The organism is Pseudomonas sp. WS 5051 (genome assembly GCF_012985715.1).
Lineage (GTDB): Bacteria > Pseudomonadota > Gammaproteobacteria > Pseudomonadales > Pseudomonadaceae > Aquipseudomonas > Aquipseudomonas bubulae.
The window spans coordinates 200,083-218,825 of record NZ_JAAQWV010000003.1; the positions used below are offsets into that span (position 1 = coordinate 200,083).

Annotated in this window: 16 protein-coding genes; 10 read left to right on the top strand and 6 right to left on the bottom strand. The window is 60.3% G+C overall.

All coding sequences use genetic code 11. From position 1 onward, the window contains the following. Positions 1 to 4 precede the first annotated feature (4 nt). The 9 genes from betA to HBN79_RS05730 all read left to right on the top strand — a co-directional run bounded on the left by betA (position 5) and on the right by HBN79_RS05730 (position 12,822). Positions 5 to 1,708: a choline dehydrogenase gene (betA, locus tag HBN79_RS05690; protein ID WP_169916438.1), complete on the top strand. Its 1,704-nt coding sequence runs from the start codon at positions 5 to 7 to the stop codon at positions 1,706 to 1,708. Positions 1,709 to 2,000: 292 nt separating this feature from the next. Beyond that, entirely contained in the window at positions 2,001 to 2,696 is a 696-nt protein-coding gene (locus HBN79_RS05695) for an RraA family protein (RefSeq protein WP_094999807.1), read from the top strand. A gap of 132 nt (positions 2,697 to 2,828) precedes the next feature. Next, positions 2,829 to 4,271, top strand: coding sequence for a TldD/PmbA family protein (locus HBN79_RS05700; RefSeq protein ID WP_095025278.1), 1,443 nt, complete (start codon positions 2,829 to 2,831; stop codon positions 4,269 to 4,271). After that, positions 4,271 to 5,608 (top strand): TldD/PmbA family protein, encoded by a 1,338-nt coding sequence (locus HBN79_RS05705; RefSeq protein ID WP_095020478.1) that lies wholly within the window; start codon positions 4,271 to 4,273, stop codon positions 5,606 to 5,608. Before HBN79_RS05700 ends, HBN79_RS05705 begins: the two co-directional genes overlap by 1 nt. A 125-nt stretch (positions 5,609 to 5,733) precedes the next feature. Continuing rightward, a complete protein-coding gene (mdtD, locus tag HBN79_RS05710) occupies positions 5,734 to 7,164 on the top strand; it encodes a multidrug transporter subunit MdtD (protein WP_095017825.1) in 1,431 nt (476 codons plus the stop codon). 150 nt (positions 7,165 to 7,314) lie between these two features. Then, positions 7,315 to 8,652, top strand: a complete 1,338-nt coding sequence (gene dbpA / locus HBN79_RS05715; RefSeq protein WP_228795946.1) for an ATP-dependent RNA helicase DbpA — start codon at positions 7,315 to 7,317, stop codon at positions 8,650 to 8,652. Positions 8,653 to 8,796: 144 nt separating this feature from the next. Further along, the gene (locus HBN79_RS05720; protein ID WP_095017962.1) at positions 8,797 to 9,975 is read left to right on the top strand and encodes an NAD(P)/FAD-dependent oxidoreductase; all 1,179 of its coding nucleotides are present in this window, start codon (positions 8,797 to 8,799) and stop codon (positions 9,973 to 9,975) included. 146 nt (positions 9,976 to 10,121) lie between these two features. Then, complete coding sequence (gene yccS, locus HBN79_RS05725; RefSeq protein ID WP_094999803.1) at positions 10,122 to 12,296, top strand: YccS family putative transporter; 2,175 nt, start codon at positions 10,122 to 10,124, stop codon at positions 12,294 to 12,296. Between the two features lie 64 nt (positions 12,297 to 12,360). Further along, positions 12,361 to 12,822, top strand: a complete 462-nt coding sequence (locus tag HBN79_RS05730; RefSeq protein WP_094999802.1) for a GNAT family N-acetyltransferase — start codon at positions 12,361 to 12,363, stop codon at positions 12,820 to 12,822. On the opposite strand, the gene HBN79_RS05735 is transcribed toward HBN79_RS05730, so the two are convergent. Both HBN79_RS05735 and HBN79_RS05740 read right to left on the bottom strand, forming a co-directional pair. Next, complete coding sequence (locus tag HBN79_RS05735; RefSeq protein WP_094999801.1) at positions 12,813 to 13,109, bottom strand: winged helix-turn-helix domain-containing protein; 297 nt, start codon at positions 13,107 to 13,109, stop codon at positions 12,813 to 12,815. The two genes, HBN79_RS05730 and HBN79_RS05735, sit on opposite strands and share 10 nt — an antisense overlap. A gap of 51 nt (positions 13,110 to 13,160) precedes the next feature. Then, positions 13,161 to 13,661, bottom strand: coding sequence for a M48 family metallopeptidase (locus HBN79_RS05740; protein ID WP_094999800.1), 501 nt, complete (start codon positions 13,659 to 13,661; stop codon positions 13,161 to 13,163). 189 nt (positions 13,662 to 13,850) lie between these two features. Between HBN79_RS05740 and HBN79_RS05745 the strand changes: the two genes are divergently transcribed. Then, positions 13,851 to 14,285, top strand: coding sequence for a hypothetical protein (locus HBN79_RS05745; RefSeq protein WP_094999799.1), 435 nt, complete (start codon positions 13,851 to 13,853; stop codon positions 14,283 to 14,285). A 55-nt stretch (positions 14,286 to 14,340) separates the two neighbouring features. Here the strand turns inward: HBN79_RS05745 and rpoH are convergent, their stop codons facing one another. The 4 genes from rpoH to ftsY all read right to left on the bottom strand — a co-directional run bounded on the left by rpoH (position 14,341) and on the right by ftsY (position 18,436). Then, positions 14,341 to 15,195, bottom strand: a complete 855-nt coding sequence (gene rpoH, locus HBN79_RS05750; protein WP_004419731.1) for an RNA polymerase sigma factor RpoH — start codon at positions 15,193 to 15,195, stop codon at positions 14,341 to 14,343. 114 nt (positions 15,196 to 15,309) lie between these two features. Next, positions 15,310 to 16,332: a permease-like cell division protein FtsX gene (gene ftsX / locus HBN79_RS05755; protein WP_094999798.1), complete on the bottom strand. Its 1,023-nt coding sequence runs from the start codon at positions 16,330 to 16,332 to the stop codon at positions 15,310 to 15,312. Continuing rightward, positions 16,329 to 17,000 (bottom strand): cell division ATP-binding protein FtsE, encoded by a 672-nt coding sequence (gene ftsE / locus HBN79_RS05760; RefSeq protein WP_016782600.1) that lies wholly within the window; start codon positions 16,998 to 17,000, stop codon positions 16,329 to 16,331. The genes ftsX and ftsE overlap by 4 nt, the downstream gene beginning before the upstream one ends. Next, on the bottom strand, positions 16,997 to 18,436 hold the full coding sequence (ftsY, locus tag HBN79_RS05765; RefSeq protein ID WP_169916439.1) for a signal recognition particle-docking protein FtsY: 1,440 nt from the start codon (positions 18,434 to 18,436) through the stop codon (positions 16,997 to 16,999). The genes ftsE and ftsY overlap by 4 nt, the downstream gene beginning before the upstream one ends. Positions 18,437 to 18,743: the final 307 nt, after the last annotated feature.

Sequence of the window (18,743 nt, forward strand, 5' to 3'; positions counted from 1 at the left end):
ATTTATGTCCCAAGAATTCGATTACATCATCATTGGTGCCGGCTCTGCCGGTAACACCCTGGCGACCCGTCTGACTGAAGACCAAGGCGTCACCGTGCTGCTGCTTGAAGCAGGCGGCCCGGACTACCGTTTCGACTTCCGCACGCAGATGCCTGCGGCGCTGGCATTCCCGCTGCAAGGGCGTCGCTACAACTGGGCCTTCGAGACCGATCCAGAGCCACACATGGATAACCGTCGCATGGAATGTGGCCGCGGCAAGGGCCTGGGCGGTTCGTCCCTGATCAACGGCATGTGCTACATCCGCGGTAACGCGATGGACTACGACGGCTGGGCGAAATACCCGGGCCTCGAAGACTGGTCGTACCTGGACTGCCTGCCGTACTTCCGCAAAGCCGAAACCCGCGATATCGGCCCCAACGACTACCACGGTGGCGATGGTCCGGTCAGCGTGACCACGCCCAAAGCCGGGAACAACGTGTTGTTCCACGCCATGGTTGAAGCCGGTGTACAGGCCGGTTACCCGCGCACCGAAGACCTGAACGGCTATCAGCAGGAAGGTTTCGGCCCGATGGACCGTACCGTGACGCCGAACGGCCGTCGCGCCAGTACCGCCCGCGGCTACCTGGACACGGCCAAGCAGCGTTCGACCCTGAAAATCGTCACCCACGCCCTGACCGACAAGATCCTGTTTGAAGGTAAACGCGCCGTTGGCGTTTCCTATATGGTCGGCGACAGCGACACCCGCATCCAGGCCAAGGCCCGCAAGGAAGTGCTGCTGTGCAGCGGCGCAATCGGCTCGCCAACCGTGCTGCAACGCTCCGGCGTCGGCCCGGCCGAACTGCTCAACAGCCTCGATATCCCGGTGGTGCACGACCTCCCGGGCGTGGGCCAGAACCTGCAGGATCACCTTGAGTTGTACCTGCAATACGCCTGCACCCAGCCGGTGTCGCTGTACCCGTCGCTGCTTTGGTACAACCAGCCGGCCATTGGTGCCGAGTGGCTGTTCCTGGGCAAAGGCATCGGTGCCAGCAACCAGTTTGAAGCCGGTGGTTTTATCCGCACCCGCGAAGATTTCGAATGGCCGAACATCCAGTACCACTTCCTGCCGGTAGCGATTAACTACAACGGCAGCAACGGGGTGAAAGAGCACGGTTTCCAGGCGCACATGGGCTCCATGCGTTCGCCGAGCCGTGGCCGGATCAATGTGAAGTCCAAGGACCCGCGCGAGTATCCGAGCATCCTGTTCAACTACATGGCCAGCGAGCAGGACTGGCAGGAATTCCGCGACGGCATCCGCCTGACCCGTGAAATCATGCAGCAGCCAGCACTGGATGCATTCCGTGGCCGTGAAATCAGCCCGGGCATCGACAAGCAGACCGACGAAGAGCTGGATACCTTTATCCGCGAACACGCCGAGACCGCGTTCCACCCGTCCTGCTCGTGCAAAATGGGCACCGACGAAATGGCTGTAGTCGACGGCGAAGGCCGTGTGCATGGCATGCAGGGCCTGCGTGTGGTCGATGCCTCGATCATGCCGCTGATCACCACCGGCAACCTCAATGCACCGACGATCATGATCGCCGAGAAAATTGCCGACAAGATCCGTGGCCGCCAGCCGGAGCCGCGCAGCACTGCCGACTACTACGTCGCAGGCGACGCGCCGGTACGCGGCAAGCCGCTGCGTGAAGTGAGCCGTACTGCGCAGTAAGCACTATCCGTAGCAGTTGACGAGCGGAGCGAGGCTACGTCCGGCGGCACAGCCGTCGTAAATTCAGGTTATGCGGTTCTTCTGATGAATCGCGTCATCTGGTTTCACGGTCGCTTCGCAACCGGACGCAGCCTCGTTCCTTCGGCAGCTGCTACGAATTTTGTGTAACTCTTGAGTTTCATCTTGCCCCGCTTGCCCCCGCTTCAGCGCAGGCCTAATCTAGTGCCTCGCTTCGCGCCACACCCCCCCGCCCCACCCGACATGCCAGCCTTGCCTGGCCAAGAGGTTTTCTATGTTTGATGTTGTCTCTTCGAGCAAATGGCCGACCGGCTTCCTGATTAATCCAAACGCAGAACCTCTCGATCCAAAATGGCTCACCGAATTCAGCAAGATCCCCGCAGCCGCAGTCAGTGACTGTCTGGGCCGCAACGTGGGTGGCCTGGGCCTCAAGCCGTTCCACGGTACCCGCCCGATGCTGGGCAGCGCGCTGACCGTCCGTGTACGCCCGGGCGACAACCTGATGATCCTCAAAGCCATGCAAATGGCCCGCCCCGGCGATGTGCTGGTGATCGACGGCAGTGCCGACCTGACCCGTGCCGTGTTCGGCGGCATCATGCGTGCCATGGCCCTCAAGGCCGGGATTGTCGGCGTGGTGATCAACGGCGCCTTGCGCGACCTCGACGAGTGGCAGACCGGTGAACTGCCCGCCTATGCCATCGGCGGCGTACATCGCGGCCCGAGCACTGACGGCGGCGGCGAAATCAACGTCCCCATCTCGTGTGCCGGTATGCTGGTAATGCCAGGCGACCTGATGATCGGCGACGGTGACGGCGTGGTTGCGGCTTCGCGCAGTGAACTGCCGGAATTGCTGATCCGTTGCCACGATCTGCTGGCCCGTGAACAGGCAACGCTCAAGGCAATCAAAGAAGGCACCCTGGACCCGGACCGTTTTGACGCCATCCTGCGCGCCAAGGGTTGCCCGGTTTAACACGCTACGCGCGCCCCTGTGGGAGCGGGCTTGCTCGCGATGGCATCACCGCGGTCCAGCGGGTTAACCGCACTGCCTGCATCGTGAGCAAGCCCGCTCCCACAGACCCACCAAGTCCAAGGAGGTCTGTGCATGTTCGATTTCTACCCTCAGCTCAAGCAGCGCTTTGCCGCGCTGCGCACCCGGGCCGAGTTCTTTTCGTTACGCTATGTACGCGAGTCCGGGCAATACCTGTCGGTACGCAAGAACGTCGCAGAGCCTCCCTCATTCAGTCACGACCAGGGCGCCATGCTCACCGTGCGGTTGCGCGGTATCGAAGCCTACGCCGCCACCAACGACCTGTCCCAGACCGGCCTGCAGGCGGCCCTCGACCGCGCCGAAGCCCAGGCCCAGCTGATCGCCGGGCATGCCCTGCTCAACCTGAGCCAGGAGCCGGTGTGCCATGAGCGCGCCGATTTTTTCTCTCCCGACCTCGACCAGGCCTTCCCGTCACTGAGTGAGTGCTTCGAGCTACTGAGCGCCGAGTCGGCCGCCGTGCCCAAAGACGAGCGGCTGGTGAGCTGGGTGGTTTCACTGGGCCTCAATCACGTCGAGCAAATTTACCTGAACAGCGCCGGCGCCGAGCTGCGCCGGGCGCAGCGCTTTGTTTACCCGGGCATGAGTGTCACTGCCTATGACGGCAACGACAGTCAAAGCCGTAGCCTGGGCCGCGAAAACTTCGGCCAGCAAGGTGGCGCCGATGTGATCAGCCGCTGCGGGCTGATCGGTGCCGCACCCCAGGTCGCCGATCAGGCCCTGCAATTGCTGCTGGCACCCAATGCTCCGGTCGGCAAACGCGATCTGCTGCTGATGCCCGACCAGATGATCCTGCAAATCCATGAGTCCATCGGACACCCGCTGGAACTGGATCGCATTCTCGGTGACGAGCGCAATTACGCCGGTACCAGCTTCGTCAAGGCCAGCGACTTCGGCAGCCTGCAATATGGCTCAAAGCTGCTGAACGTGACCTTCGACCCAACCATCCCCGAGGAGCTCGCCAGCTACCGCTTCGACGACGACGGCACCCCGGCCTACAAGGAGTTCCTGATCCGCGAAGGCTTGCTGCTACGCCCGCTGGGTGGCGCACTGTCACAGTTCCGCTCGGGCCTCGAAGGCGTGGCCAACAGCCGCGCCTGCGGCTGGAACCGGCCACCGATTGACCGTATGGCCAACCTCAATATCGAGCCAGGCGATCAGTCGCTTGAGCAAATGATCGGCGGTATCGAAAGCGGCATTCTGATGGCCACCAACCGGTCCTGGTCGATCGACGACGCGCGCAACAAGTTCCAGTTCGGTTGCGAGTGGGGCCAGTTGATCGAGGAGGGTGAACTCAAGGGCGTGGTCAAGAACCCCAACTACCGGGGCATTTCCGATCAGTTCTGGCGCAACCTCAGCGCCGTGGGCGACGCCAGCACCTTCAAGGTGCTGGGCACCCCGAACTGCGGCAAGGGCGAACCCAACCAGGTGATCCGCGTGGGCCATGCGTCCCCCGCCTGCGTGTTCAGTCAAATCGATGTGTTTGGAGGTGATGCCTGATGAGTACCCCATTGAGTCAGGCCGAGCAGTTCAAGGGGTTGGTCGAGTGGTTGGGCAAAGCGATCCTTGCGCCTGAGCAGTTCACCCTGGGCTATAACGGCGAAGCGTCGGAATTTATCCGTTTCAACAAGGGCAAGGTGCGTCAGGCCGGACAGGTGCAACAGGCCAGCCTGAGCCTGAAGCTGATCCACGACGGCCGCCACGCCGATGTGAACCTCACCCTGGCTGGCGAGCCTAATGTCGACAAACAGCGCCTGGCCGATGCCCTGCGGCAACTGCGCGACACCTTGCCATTGTTGCCCGCCGATCCGTATTTACTGCTCAACCCGCAGCCGTGGAACAGCCATAACGTGCAGAACCAGCCCCTGCCGGACACGGCCCGGGTTCTGGAAGAAATCCGCAGTGCATCCAAAGGCGTAGATCTGGTCGGATTTTATGCCAGTGGCCCGATCAGCTACGGCTATGCCAGCTCCGAGGGCGCGTTTGGCTGGCATCAGGCCAATAGCTTCAATTTCGACTGGAGTTTGTTCCACAGCAACGGTCAGGCGGTCAAGGCCAGCTACGCCGGCGCCGACTGGGACAGCGAACGTTTCGCCCGGCGCATGCAACTGGCCCGCGAGCAACTGGGTTTCCTCGATCGCCCGCTGCATGCCCTGGCGCCCGGTGAGTACCGAGCCTACCTGGCGCCGGCGGCGCTGGAAGAAGTGATGAGCATGCTGTGCTGGGGCGGTTTTTCGGCCCAGGCACTGGCCAGCAAATCCAGCCCGCTGCAAAAGCTCTACGCGGGCGATGCGCAACTGAGCCCGCTGGTGTCGTTTGACGAGCAGGTCAGCCAGTCCCTGAGCCCGGCGTTTTCCGGCGAGGGGTACCCGCGTCAGGACTTGTCGCTGGTCAAACACGGCAAGGCCGAACAGCAACTGGTGAGTTCTCGCAGTGCCGCCGAGTATGGCCTTGAGGTCAACGGCGCACCGGAGGGCGAAGCCCCGAGCGCACTGGCGATGGCGGCAGGGAGCCTGGTGCAGGCCGACATCCTCAAGCAGTTGGGCACCGGGTTGTATATCAGCAACCTGTGGTACCTGAACTACTCGGACCAACCGGCCGCCCGCCTGACCGGCATGACCCGCTTTGCCACTTTCTGGGTGGAAAACGGCGAGATAAAGGCCCCGGTCAACACCATGCGCTTTGATGACAGCGTCTATAGTCTGCTGGGTTCACAACTGGAAGCGCTGACAGCCGAGCGTGAGTTGTTGCTGTCGGCCAGCACCTACGACCAGCGCCAGACGGCGTCGAATCTGCTGCCGGGGGCATTGGTCAAAAAGCTCACGCTGACGCTGTAACACCTGTGGGAGCGGGCTTGCTCGCGATTGCGTCGCTGCGGTTTACCTGAAAAAACCCGGGCCTCTGCATCGCGAGCAAGCCCGCTCCCACAGAGGATTATCGACAGTCCATAAAAAGAGGTCCTATGCCCGTACGCCCGGTTCTAAGCCCTGAAACCCTGCGCTGGTTGCCGTGGGTGGTGGCCATCGCGTTTTTCATGCAGTCACTCGACGGCACCATCCTCAACACCGCCCTGCCCGACATGGCCCGCGACCTCGACGAAAACCCGCTGCGCATGCAAGGTGTGATCGTTGCCTACATGCTCACCGTTGCCTTGCTGATCCCGGCCTCGGGGTGGATCGCCGACCGCTTCGGCACCAAAAAAATCTTTTTCAGCGCCATCCTGCTGTTCAGTTTCGGCTCGTTGCTCTGCGCCCTGTCCGGCACTCTCAACGAGCTGATCGGCGCACGGATCGTCCAGGGCCTGGGTGGTGCCCTGATGCTGCCCATCGGCCGGCTGGTGGTGCTCAAGGCCTATCCGCGCTCGGAGCTGGTGCGGATCATGGGTTTTATCACCATTCCCGGCCTGCTCGGCCCGCTGATAGGCCCCACGATGGGCGGCTGGATGGTGCAGTACCTGAGCTGGCACTGGATTTTCCTGATCAACCTGCCCGTGGGCGTTCTCGGTTGCTGGGCCGTCTGGCACTTCATTCCGGATTTGCGCGGCAGCGAGCGCACCCGTTTTGACGGGTTGGGTTTTGTGCTGTTTGGCGCGGCGATGGTGTTTATCACCATTGCCATGGAAGGCCTGGGCGAGCTGCATATGCCGCACCTGCGGGTGATGTTGCTGCTGTTTGCGGGCATGGCCTGTCTGGCAGCGTACTGGTTACGCGCGGGCAATATCAGCAACCCGCTGTTCTCCCCGGTGCTGTTCAAAACCAAGACCTTCGCAGTGGGCATCCTCGGTAACCTGTTCGCCCGCCTGGGCAGCGGCGCCCTGCCGTTTCTGGTGCCCTTGCTGTTGCAGGTCGCGCTGGGCTATTCCCCGTCACAGGCCGGGATGAGCATGCTGCCACTGGCCGCGGCCGCCATGCTGGCCAAATGGGTGGCCAGGCCATTGATCGAGCGCGTGGGATACCGCACCGTGCTGACGGCCAACACCTTCGCCCTGGGCCTGATGCTGGCCAGCATGGGGCTGGTTACCGAACACACGCCATACCCGTTGTTGCTGTCAATGCTGGCCGTTTTGGGAGCGATCAACTCATTGCAGTTCACCGCCATGAACACCGTCACCCTGATCGATCTCGACGACGCCAGCGCCAGCAGCGGCAACAGTTTGCTGTCGGTGGTGGCGCAACTGTCCCTGAGCCTGGGCGTGGCTTGCGCCGGGGCATTGCTTGGCGGCTTTACCGGGGATGGCGGCAACGATGGGGTGGACACGGTGCTGGGCGCGTTCCAGCTGACCTTCCTCACAGTAGGGATCATGGCGATGCTGGCAGCGGCGATATTCCTGCAACTGTCACCCCAGGATGGCCGCAAACCCAAGGCCAACTCGGAACATGAGCTGGAACATTAAGCTACTTTTCGCCAAGAACTGGATGACATCTCGTCCAGAATGTTCAGGCAAAGGGCATGGGACTGGTACACTGCGCGACATTTTGTTTTGCAGGCCAGTCCCGTGACCACCATTGCCACCGCTTTTAACACTCTGCCTCTGTCCGCCGCCATGCTGGCTAACCTCGACTCCCTCGGTTATGCCCAGATGACGCCGATTCAGGCGCAGAGCTTGCCGGTGATCCTCAAAGGCATGGACCTGATCGCCCAGGCCAAGACCGGTAGTGGCAAAACTGCCGCCTTCGGCATCGGCCTGCTGAACCCGATCAACCCGCGCTTCTTCGGCTGCCAGGCCCTTGTGATCTGCCCGACCCGCGAACTGGCTGACCAGGTCGCCAAGGAAATCCGCCGCCTGGCCCGCGCCGAAGACAACATCAAGGTCCTGACCCTGTGTGGCGGCGTGTCGTTCGGCCCGCAGATCGGTTCGCTGGAGCACGGCGCGCACATCATCGTCGGCACTCCGGGGCGTATCCAGCAACACTTGCGCAAAGGCTCGCTGGTACTGGACGGTCTGAACACCCTGGTACTGGACGAAGCTGACCGCATGCTGGACATGGGCTTCTATGACGCCATCGAAGACATCATTGTCAAAACCCCGGAGCGTCGCCAGACCTTGCTGTTCTCGGCCACTTACCCGGCCGGTATCAAGCAGCTGTCGTCCAAGTTCATGCGCAACCCTCAGCAGGTAAAAGCAGAGGCGCTGCACACTGACAGCCAAATCGAGCAGCGTTTCTACGAAATCTCGCCTGAAGAGCGCATGAGCGCCGTGACCAAGGTACTGGGCCACTTCCGCCCGCAGTCTTGCGTGGCGTTCTGCTTCACCAAGCAGCAGGTGCAGGAAACCGTTGATCACCTGACCTCCAAGGGCATTTCGGCCGTCGGCCTGCACGGCGACCTGGAGCAGCGCGACCGTGACCAGGTACTGGCCATGTTTGCCAACCGTTCGACTTCGGTACTGGTTGCCACCGACGTAGCCGCCCGTGGTCTGGACATCGACGCGCTGGACATGGTGCTCAACGTTGAGCTGGCCCGCGATTCGGAAATCCATATTCACCGTGTTGGCCGTACCGGCCGTGCGGGCGAAAAAGGCGTGGCCATCAGCCTGGTTGCACCGTCCGAAGCGCACCGCGCCCAGGCCATCGAGCAGTTGCAGAAAGCTCCGCTGAACTGGGAAACCCTGGACACCCTCACCTCTCAGGGCGGCGCACCGTTGCTGCCGGCCATGAGCACACTGGTGATCGGCGCAGGTCGTAAAGACAAGGTTCGCCCAGGCGATATCCTTGGCGCACTGACCGGCGACGCAGGCATCCCGGGGGCCCAGGTTGGCAAGATCGCCATCTTTGACTTCCAGGCCTACGTGGCGGTTGACCGCACCATTGCCAAGCAGGCTGCACAGCGCCTGAGCGAAGGCAAAATCAAAGGCCGCGTATTGCGCGTACGGGTTTTGTAAGACGCTTCAAGAGCCCCCTCACCCCAACCCTCTCCCGGAGGGAGAGGGGGCAGATTTGCATAGAATTCGAAATCACCCTGGTCCAGCTCCCTCTCCCTCAGGGAGAGGGCTGGGGTGAGGGCTGCTTTTACCGAGGACACCGCTTTGCGCTCTACCGACGTTGTGATTATTGGCGCTGGCGCCGCAGGCCTGATGTGCGCACTGACCGCCGCCAACCGTGGGCGCAAGGTGATGCTGATCGACCACGCCAACAAGGCAGGTAAAAAGATCCTGATGTCGGGCGGTGGCCGCTGCAACTTCACCAACATGTACACCGAGCCCAACAATTTCCTGTCGCAGAACCCGCACTTTTGCAAGTCGGCCCTGGCCCGCTACACCCAGTGGGACTTTATCGAGATGGTCGCCAAACACGGCGTGCCCTACCACGAGAAAAAACTCGGCCAGCTGTTTTGCGACAACAAATCCAGCGACATCCTCGAAATGCTCCTCGACGAGTGCAAACAGGCCGGCGTCAGCCTGCACCTGGACACTTCAGTCGAACAGATCGAAAAAACCGACAACGGCTACAGCCTCAATACAACGCTGGGGCCGGTTGACTGCCAGTCTCTGGTGGTCGCCACCGGCGGGCTGTCGATCCCGACCCTGGGCGCCACAGGCTTCGGCTATCAAATCGCCAAACAGTTCGGCCACACCTTGCTGCCAACCCGGGCAGGCCTGGTGCCGTTCACCATCACCGATCAGCTCAAAGAGATCTGCACCGAGCTGTCGGGCACGTCGGTGGATTGCCTGGTGAGCTGCAACGACCAGAGCTTTCGCGAAAATATCCTGTTCACCCACCGTGGTTTGAGCGGGCCGGCGATCTTGCAGATTTCCTCGTTCTGGAACCCCGGCGATACGGTTGAGATCAATCTGCTGCCCGACCTCGACGCCCTGAGCTGGCTGCAAACACAGCAGGTTGAGCGCCCCAACAGCGAGTTGAAAACCCTGCTGGGTGAAATCTTCACCAAGAAGATGGCCAATCTGCTGGCCGAGCACTGGTTCGAGTCCAAGCCAATGAAGCAGTACACCCCGGCGGAGCTGGCGCAGGTGGCGGACAAACTGGCGTGCTGGAAGGTGGTCCCCGCGGGAACCGAAGGTTATCGCACCGCTGAAGTGACCCTGGGTGGGGTCGATACCCGCGAAGTGTCGTCCAAGACCATGGAATCGCTGAAAAGCCCCGGCCTGTATTTTGTCGGCGAAGTGCTGGATGTAAGCGGCCATCTTGGCGGCTTCAACTTCCAGTGGGCGTGGGCTTCGGGGTATGCAGCGGCGCAGTACGTCTGACCTGCCCCCCTGCAGTCGCTGCTGCAACCTGCAGCAGCGACTGCAGGGGCGCATGAAAAATATTTTTGGTTCGATGTGACAGCCCCATTGCACTGTCGTCTTATCTGGCTCAAGTTAGCGAATCACGAGCCAGGCACCGCCACTTCATGTCATCGAAAAGCTTTCAGCATTCCCTGCGCCGCCTGTGGGCACTGGACAAGTTCAGTTACAGCGTGCGGGTATTTGTCGCCCTGACCGGCAGCATGGCTTTTTGCTGGTATCAGGATGAGATGTCACTGCTGATCCCGTTGTTTCTGGGGGTTATCGCCAGTGCGCTGTCTGAAACCGATGACAGCTGGCAAGGCCGTCTCAACGCCTTGCTGGTGACGCTGGTGTGTTTCACCGCCTCGGCCCTGAGTGTCGAGCTGCTTTTCCCCTACCCCTGGCTGATGGTCTGCGCGCTGGCCCTGGCCAGTTTCGGCCTGACCATGCTCGGCGCGCTGGGCGAGCGCTACGGGGCGATTGCTTCAGCCACACTGATTCTGGCCGTGTACACCATGATCGGCGTGGATCAGCGCGGCGGCGAAGTCACCAACTTCTGGCATGAACCCTTGCTACTGGTGGCCGGTGCCGCCTGGTACGGGATACTGTCGGTGCTGTGGCAGGCGCTGTTTTCCAATCAGCCGGTGCAACAGAGCCTGGCCCGGTTGTTCTGGGAACTTGGCCTGTACCTGAAAATCAAGTCGGCGCTGTTCGAGCCCATCCGCAAACTGGACGTGGAAGCGGGCCGGCTGGAACTGGCCCGGCAAAACGGCAGGGTGGTAGCGGCGCTGAACACCGCCAAGGAAATCATCCTGCACCGGGTCGGCAATACTCGGCCAGGCTCCAAACTCAGCCGCTACCTCAAGCTGTATTTCCTCGCCCAAGACATCCACGAACGTGCCAGCTCTTCGCACTACCCGTACAACGCCCTGGCCGACGCCTTCTTCCACAGTGATGTGATGTTCCGCTGCCAACGTCTGCTGCGCCAGCAAGGCGTGGCCTGCCAGCGCCTGTCGGAGTCGATCAAGCTGCGCCAGCCATTCGTCTATGACGACAGCTTTGCCGAGGCTCTGGGAGACCTGCATGCCTCCCTCGAACACTTGCGCATCCAGAGCAACCCGGCCTGGCGCGGACTTTTGCGCTCACTGCGGGCACTGGCCGCCAACCTCGGCACCCTCGACCGCCTGCTGAGCGATGCAAGCAACCCCGACACCCTGGCCGATGCCACCGATAGCAGCCTGCTCGACCGTTCGCCACGCAACCTCAAAGATGTCTGGTCACGCCTGCGCCAGCATCTGACACCCACCTCGCTGATCTTCCGCCACGCCTTGCGCCTGCCCCTGGCTCTGAGTATCGGTTTTGCGATGGTGCACTGGATTCACCCAAGCCAGGGGTACTGGATCATCCTCACCACGCTGTTCGTGTGCCAGCCAAGCTACGGCGCCACGCGGCGCAAGTTCAGCCAGCGGATTATCGGCACGGCCATCGGCCTGGCCGTGGGCTGGGCGTTGTTCGATCTGTTCCCCAACCCGCTGGTGCAGTCGATGTTTGCCGTCGTGGCCGGGGTGGTGTTCTTTATCAACCGCACCACGCGCTACACCCTGAGCACGGCGGCCATCACCCTGATGATTCTGTTTTGCTTCAATCAGGTGGGCGATGGTTACGGACTGTTCCTGCCGCGCCTGTTCGACACCCTGGTGGGTAGCGTGATCGCGGCAGCGGCGGTGTTCCTGTTCTTGCCTGACTGGCAGGGTCGTCGCCTGAACCAGGTGCTGGCCAATACCCTGAGCTGCAACAGCCAGTACCTGCGCCAGATCATGCAGCAATATGCCCAGGGTAAAAGCGACAGCCTGGCCTATCGGTTGGCACGGCGTAACGCACATAACGCCGATGCGGCGCTGTCGACCACCCTGGCCAATATGCTGATGGAACCCGGGCATTTCCGTAAGGATGCAGACATGGGCTTCCGCTTTTTGGTGCTGTCCCACACTTTGCTCAGTTACCTCTCTGGCCTGGGCGCCCACCGCGACACCCAATTGCCTGCCGAAGTGCGCGAGCAGTTGATTGAAGGGGCCGGGGGCAAGATTGCCGACAGCATCGACCAGATTGCCCAGGGCCTGGCCACCAAGCAGGCGGTTGCAGTGCAAAGTGATGAGGAAGAGGCCCTGGCCGGCGAACTTGAACAAATGCCCGATGAAATAGATGAAAACCAGAGGCTGGTACAAACCCAACTGGCGCTGATTTGCCGCCAGCTCGGGCCACTGCGCACCCTGGCCGCGCATTTGGTCAAGGCACCTTAGGCCTTGGCGCCAGTCGGCATCACGCCTACTATCGAGACATGAACTCGCCAACAAGGACAAGATCGTGACCACCGACTGGCTCTGCAAACACCACAACGACCTGGGCAAGGAACAGCTCTACGCAATCCTCGAATTGCGCTCAAAAGTATTTGTCGCCGAGCAGAAATGCGCCTATCAGGACGTCGACGGGCAAGACCTGACGGGCGATACGCTGCATGTGATGGGCTGGCAAGACGACCAGCTGGTGGCCTACGCCCGCATCCTCGACCCCGAGTCCCAGGGAGGTGACGTAGTGATCGGCCGCGTAATCGTTGCCGTCGAAGGCCGCGGGCAAAAGCTTGGGCATACCCTGCTTGAACAGGCCCTGAAAAATATCGAAGAGTACTGGGCGGGGCAGCCCGTATTCCTGTCCGCCCAAGCGCACCTGCAACCCTTTTACGAGCAACACGGGTTCAACACCCAGGGCGAGATCTACCTAGAAGACAACATCCCGCACATCGGCATGCGCCTGACATCTCAGGGGTAACCCAGCACCTGCTTGATCTGCACCAGATGCCCAGCGACCCAGTTTTTGTCCACCGGCCCCCAGTTGCGGATCAGGTAGCGTCCGGCATGGTTGCGGGCGCCATCCTGCTGTTCAAATTCGCAGATGATGTCCAGATCGGCCAGGGCAGCAATGGTGTCCTGGGCGGTACGACGCGGCATGCCGGTGACTTCGGTCAAGGCAGGCACGCTGCTGGCGATCTGGCTATCGATCAACCAGGCCACATACAAGCGCCGGTAAAAGCTGCTTTTGGTTTTGCTGACTTCCATTCAGAACTCCTGCCCGTCTATACGGGTCCGCTCCCACACATAAAGTAAGTGTCAGGTTTTGCCCTGCATATCCCGCCACGTGAGGTACACCCGCAGGTCGAACTCCAGTTGGTGATAACCCGGCAACATGTGCTCACACAGCTTGTAGAACGCCTTGTTGTGGTCTGACTCTTTCAAGTGGGCCAGCTCGTGGACCACGATCATCTTCAAAAACTCGGGCGCCGCTTCCTTGAACAACGAGGCCACGCGCAGTTCCTTTTTAGCCTTGAGCTTGCCGCCCTGAACCCGTGAAATAGCAGTATGCAAACCCAGCGCACGGTGGGTCAGGTCGAGCCTGTTATCAAACAGCACCTTGTCAAAGGATGGCGCATTGCGCAGGTATTCCTGTTTGAGCTCCTGAGCGTAGGCATACAGGGCCTTGTCGCTTTGCACGGCATGACGCTGTGGATAACGCTCGCTCAGGTAAATGCCCAGCTGGTTGCGCTCGATCAATTGGCGCACCTGCTCTTGCAAGGTCTGGGGGTAAGCCTGGAGGTATTTGAGCACAGTCATGGGGCGCCAACGCACAGCGTAAAAGTGCGCCAGTGTAGCGAATTCGATCCCCGGGCGCCCACGTCAGACTTTTACGCTGCCAAAAGGCAGACGCTTCCGAGAAAACACGATGCACACAAGCGCTGCTTGCGACCCGCAAACTCACAGGGCTATCTTCACCAGTCGCCGATGCTCCCCCGTGGAAGAAACATGAAAAAGCCGACGCCCGACGATCCCAAAGCCATTCACACTCCCCGGGATGATCATCAGCACGATGAAACCACCCGGCTTATTCTCGACGCCCTGCTTCAGGCCCCGCCCGTTTGCCTGGAAAACCTCAAACCCACCCGTGCACTAAGGGCAGGCAAGCAATCACCCTTTGCCGTGCTGCCTGATATCCGTGCAATCGAAGCGCTGTCCCATGTGTCGCTGATGCTCAAAAGCGCAGAAGAGGTCTCGGATGAAATCACCGCATACGCCAGCGGCATAGAGCGTGGGCTGGTGTGGTCGCTGGTGCATTCGGTGGAGATGTCCCGATCACTGGTGGACTCACTGCTCAGGGCCAATGGTGTTGATCCAGAGTTGCTAAAGGCACAACCGTCAAACTGGCCCTGCGCGAAGCAGGCTGGCAAGGGGGGGCTTTAATTCCTCCAAAAAAAAAACGCCCCGATCAGATCGAGGCGTTTTTTGGTCGGGCCGGTCAGGCGGCAATCGACAGTTTGAGCTTGTTCATCGCGCTTTTTTCCAGCTGACGAATCCGCTCGGCTGACACGTTGTACTTCTGCGCCAGGTCGTGCAGCGTGGCTTTTTCTTCAGCCAGCCAGCGCTGATACAGAATGTCACGGCTGCGGTCGTCCAGCACTTCCAGCGCTTCGTGAAGGTTGCTGGTGGAGTTGTCGGTCCAGTCAGCATCTTCCAGTTGGCGTGCCGGGTCATACCGGTGGTCTTCCAGGTAGTTGGCTGGCGACTGGAACGCACTGTCGTCGTCAGCTTCGGCTGCCGGGTCGAACGCCATATCATGACCGGTCAGGCGGCTTTCCATCTCGCGCACTTCGCGAGGCTCTACGCCGAGGCTTTCAGCCACACGATGCACTTCATCGTTGTTCAACCAGGCCAGACGTTTTTTCTGGCTGCGCAGGTTGAAGAACAATTTGCGCTGAGCCTTGGTGGTCGCGACTTTCACGATCCGCCAGTTGCGCAGGATAAATTCGTGGATCTCTGCCTTGATCCAGTGCACCGCAAAAGACACCAGACGCACACCCATTTCAGGGTTGAAGCGTTTGACCGCCTTCATCAGGCCGACGTTGCCTTCCTGGATCAGGTCAGCCTGAGCCAGGCCATAGCCCGAATAACTACGGGCAATGTGTACAACAAAACGCAGGTGGGCGAGCACCATCTGCCGAGCCGCCCCCAAATCCTGCTCATAATAGAGACTCTCGGCCAGTTCACGCTCCTGCTCCGGTGTCAGCAATGGAATGCTGTTCACCGTATTGACATAGGCCTCGAGGTTCGCACCAGGGACCAACGCATACGCAGGTTGCAAAGAAGTGGTCATACGAAAAAACCTCCGTCTCACATAACTCGTGCAGTTCAGCACTGCGAAAGTTGACCGGAAACCTGGAAAAAAGTTCCCAAAAAAAGCTGAAAAGGTCAACAGGCAAAAAGAAAACTATTTAGGCGAAAGCTCACGTAAGTGACGCGCAACTGCAATCCATGCACCGATATACCCTAACAGCACCGCGCCAAGCAAGAGAGACAGACCATCGGCTACCGGCACACCCGCCAAGGCAAAATTGCTGCCGTACAAGCCAGCCAGCCCCACCACCGCGTCGTTAAGCCAGTTCAGGCCGAATGCCAAAACGCCCCAGGATAAAACTCCCGCACCAAAGCCATAGAGCGCACCCATATAAAGAAAGGGCCTGCGCACATAGCTGTCAGTACCGCCGACCAGCTTGATGACTTCGATTTCGATGCGACGATTCTCGATATGCAAACGAATCGTATTACCGATAACCAGCAGCAAAGCTGAAACCAGCAACACCGTCAAGCCAAACACAAAACGGTCACCCAATTTCAGGATTGCCGCCAGACGTTCGACCCAGACTAGATCAAGTTGCGCCTGTTGCACCTTCGGCAACTGCGCAAGGCGTTCGCGAAGGGCTTCAAGCGTCGCTTTATCGACTTCTGCCGGGGTTACCAGGACCACACCGGGCAACGGGTTATCGGGTAACTCTTTAAGCGCTTCGCCCAGCCCTGACTGCTGCTGGAACTCTTCGAGTGCCTTTTCGCGGCTGATAAATTCCGCGTCAGCCACCCCTGCCATACCTTTTATCTGATCGCTGAGATTTTCACCCTGCTGGCTGCTGGCATCCATCTGCAGATACAGCGAAATCTGTGCTGCACGCTGCCAGGAACCACCCAGGCGCTCGACGTTGTTAAGCAACAACGACAGGCCCATCGGCAGACTCAAGGCAACCGCCATCACCAGGCAGGTAAAAAAGCTACCAATCGGCTGCTTGCCAAGGCGCTTCAGGCTGTCGAGCAGACTGGCCCGGTGAGCCTCAACCCAGGCGTGAAACAACATGGCGAAGGTCGGGCCATCGTCATCATCGTGTTTTTTCTTCGGCGGCTGCGGGTCGGCAGCCTTTGGAGCTACGCGCTCGGATACTTTGGAACTGCGGGTGGCACTCATTGCGCGGCCTCCCCGTCACCGATCAGGCGTCCGCGCTGCAAGGTCAGCATGCGATGGCGCATGCGTGCGATCAGCGCCAGGTCATGACTGGCAATCAGTACGCTGGTGCCCAAGCGGTTGATGTCTTCAAATACGCCCATGATTTCCGCCGCCAGACGCGGGTCGAGGTTACCGGTGGGTTCATCGGCCAGCAGCAAGGCCGGGCGATGCACGATGGCGCGGGCAATGCCTACACGCTGTTGCTGACCCGTGGATAAGTCACCCGGGTACAGGTCGGTCTTGTCCGACAGCGCTACGCGCTCCAGCGCCGAGTCGACACGCTTGGCGACTTCAGCCTTGGACAGGCCGAGAATTTGCAGCGGCAGGGCGACGTTGTTGAACACTGTGCGGTCAAACAGCAACTGGTGGTTCTGGAAAACCACACCGATCTGGCGACGTAAAAAAGGGATCTGCGCGTTGCTGATTTGCCCCAAGTCCTGCCCCGCCAGTAGCAATTTGCCGCTGGTCGGGCGTTCCATCGCCAGCAACAGGCGCAACAGCGTGCTTTTACCTGCGCCGGAGTGGCCGGTCACAAAAAGGAATTCGCCTCGACGGACCCGAAAGCTCAGCTCGTGCAGGCCCACGTGTCCATTTGGATAGCGCTTACCGACCTGCTCGAAACGAATCATGGACGCTCCCGCTCCGCAAACAGAGCCTGGACAAAGGGTTCGGACTCAAAATCACGCAAATCATCGATGCCTTCACCCACACCGATAAAGCGGATAGGAATATTGAATTGCTTGGCCAGGGCGAAAATCACCCCGCCTTTGGCCGTACCATCGAGCTTGGTCAGTGCCAGACCCGTGAGGGCAACGGTCTGATCAAACTGCTTGGTCTGGTTGATAGCGTTCTGCCCGGTACCGGCATCGAGTACCAACAGCACTTCGTGGGGAGCATCTTCGTCAAGCTTGCCCATGACCCGGCGAACTTTCTTGAGTTCTTCCATCAGGTTGTCTTTGGTATGCAGGCGACCGGCGGTATCGGCGATCAATACGTCGATGCCACGGGCCTTGGCAGCTTGCACAGCGTCAAAAATCACCGACGCCGAATCCGCGCCAGTGTGCTGGGCAATGACCGGGATATGGTTGCGCTCGCCCCACACTTGCAGCTGCTCGACGGCGGCCGCACGGAAGGTATCACCGGCAGCCAGCATGACTTTCTTGCCTTCAAGCTGCAGTTTTTTCGCCAGTTTGCCGATGGTGGTGGTTTTACCCGCGCCGTTGACGCCTACCACCAGAATCACGAATGGCTTGTTTTGCGATTCGATTTTCAGCGGTTGCTCCACCGGCTTGAGCATGGCCGCCAGCTCGTCCTGCAGCGACTTGTAGAGTGCATCGGCATCGGTCAGTTGCTTGCGCGCGACCTTCTGCGTCAGGTTCTTGATGATCACCGAGGTTGCTTCAACACCCACGTCGGCGGTCAACAGTCGGGTTTCGATCTCTTCGAGCAGATCGTCATCAATGGCTTTTTTGCCCAGAAACAGGCTGGCCATGCCTTCACCAATGCTGGCGCTGGTCTTGGACAAGCCTTGCTTGAGACGAGCGAAAAAGCCTGTTTTTTGCTCGGGGGGCGCAACTGGCGCGGGGGCCGGGGCCTCGACCAACGGGGCTGGGGCAGCCACCACAGGCGCAGGTGCAGGTGCAGGAGCGACTACAGGCGCGACGACGGCAACTGGCTCTGGCTCTGGCTCTGGCTCTGGCTCAACAACAGTCTCGACCACCGCAAGCGCTTCAACAACAGGCTCGGGCTCGGGGATCGGCGGCACGATATGCGGTGCCTGCACATCCTCGACAAGCGCCACCGGTTCTTCGGCGACAGGCAAGTGCGGCCACGGTGCCGGCTCGGGGGCCAATTCAACCGCAGGCTCGGCGGCAACCACGACCACTTCGGGCGCGGCCTCGACCTCCACCGGAGTGGCCTCAACCAGCGTCTCAGGGATGATTTCGGGCGCAGGCGCGGGTTGTTCCACGACGGTTTCCTGCGGCTTTCTGCGCAGCCATCCGAACAGGCCTTTTTTCTCGCCAGCCGCAGCTGGGGTCTTCTTGTCGTCGTTGGAACCAAACATGGAGGACGGCTATCTCATCGTAGCGACGCGCCACTGTGGCGCCCCGGCAAATAATATTCGGTGTGAAACAGACTGTAATTTTGTCAGCTTGTTCGCACGCAACTGTATTCAGAGGGTAAAACACACCTCGTAAACTTCGTCTTAACTCGGGTCTGTCACGGGAAAGTCGGCAAAAATGCGAAATTTACCGGTATACATCCACACTTCCAAGCGGGCTCCTATACTGCCCGATCAAACGTCGTCTGATCGTCAAAGGCCTGATAGGCGTGGCCGCCAGTAAAACGGATCAGTATCCTAGCACCTCCTC

Bases quoted from the DNA above. Each gene is read 5' to 3' on its own strand.
- betA (WP_169916438.1), top strand. From the start codon at position 5: ATGTCCCAAGAATTCGATTACATCATCATTGGTGCCGGCTCTGCCGGT.
- HBN79_RS05695 (WP_094999807.1), top strand. From the start codon at position 2,001: ATGTTTGATGTTGTCTCTTCGAGCAAATGGCCGACCGGCTTCCTGATT.
- HBN79_RS05700 (WP_095025278.1), top strand. From the start codon at position 2,829: ATGTTCGATTTCTACCCTCAGCTCAAGCAGCGCTTTGCCGCGCTGCGC.
- HBN79_RS05705 (WP_095020478.1), top strand. From the start codon at position 4,271: ATGAGTACCCCATTGAGTCAGGCCGAGCAGTTCAAGGGGTTGGTCGAG.
- mdtD (WP_095017825.1), top strand. From the start codon at position 5,734: ATGCCCGTACGCCCGGTTCTAAGCCCTGAAACCCTGCGCTGGTTGCCG.
- dbpA (WP_228795946.1), top strand. From the start codon at position 7,315: ATGCTGGCTAACCTCGACTCCCTCGGTTATGCCCAGATGACGCCGATT.
- yccS (WP_094999803.1), top strand. From the start codon at position 10,122: ATGTCATCGAAAAGCTTTCAGCATTCCCTGCGCCGCCTGTGGGCACTG.
- HBN79_RS05735 (WP_094999801.1), bottom strand. From the start codon at position 13,109: ATGGAAGTCAGCAAAACCAAAAGCAGCTTTTACCGGCGCTTGTATGTG.
- HBN79_RS05740 (WP_094999800.1), bottom strand. From the start codon at position 13,661: ATGACTGTGCTCAAATACCTCCAGGCTTACCCCCAGACCTTGCAAGAG.
- HBN79_RS05745 (WP_094999799.1), top strand. From the start codon at position 13,851: ATGAAAAAGCCGACGCCCGACGATCCCAAAGCCATTCACACTCCCCGG.
- rpoH (WP_004419731.1), bottom strand. From the start codon at position 15,195: ATGACCACTTCTTTGCAACCTGCGTATGCGTTGGTCCCTGGTGCGAAC.
- ftsX (WP_094999798.1), bottom strand. From the start codon at position 16,332: ATGAGTGCCACCCGCAGTTCCAAAGTATCCGAGCGCGTAGCTCCAAAG.
- ftsE (WP_016782600.1), bottom strand. From the start codon at position 17,000: ATGATTCGTTTCGAGCAGGTCGGTAAGCGCTATCCAAATGGACACGTG.
- ftsY (WP_169916439.1), bottom strand. From the start codon at position 18,436: ATGTTTGGTTCCAACGACGACAAGAAGACCCCAGCTGCGGCTGGCGAG.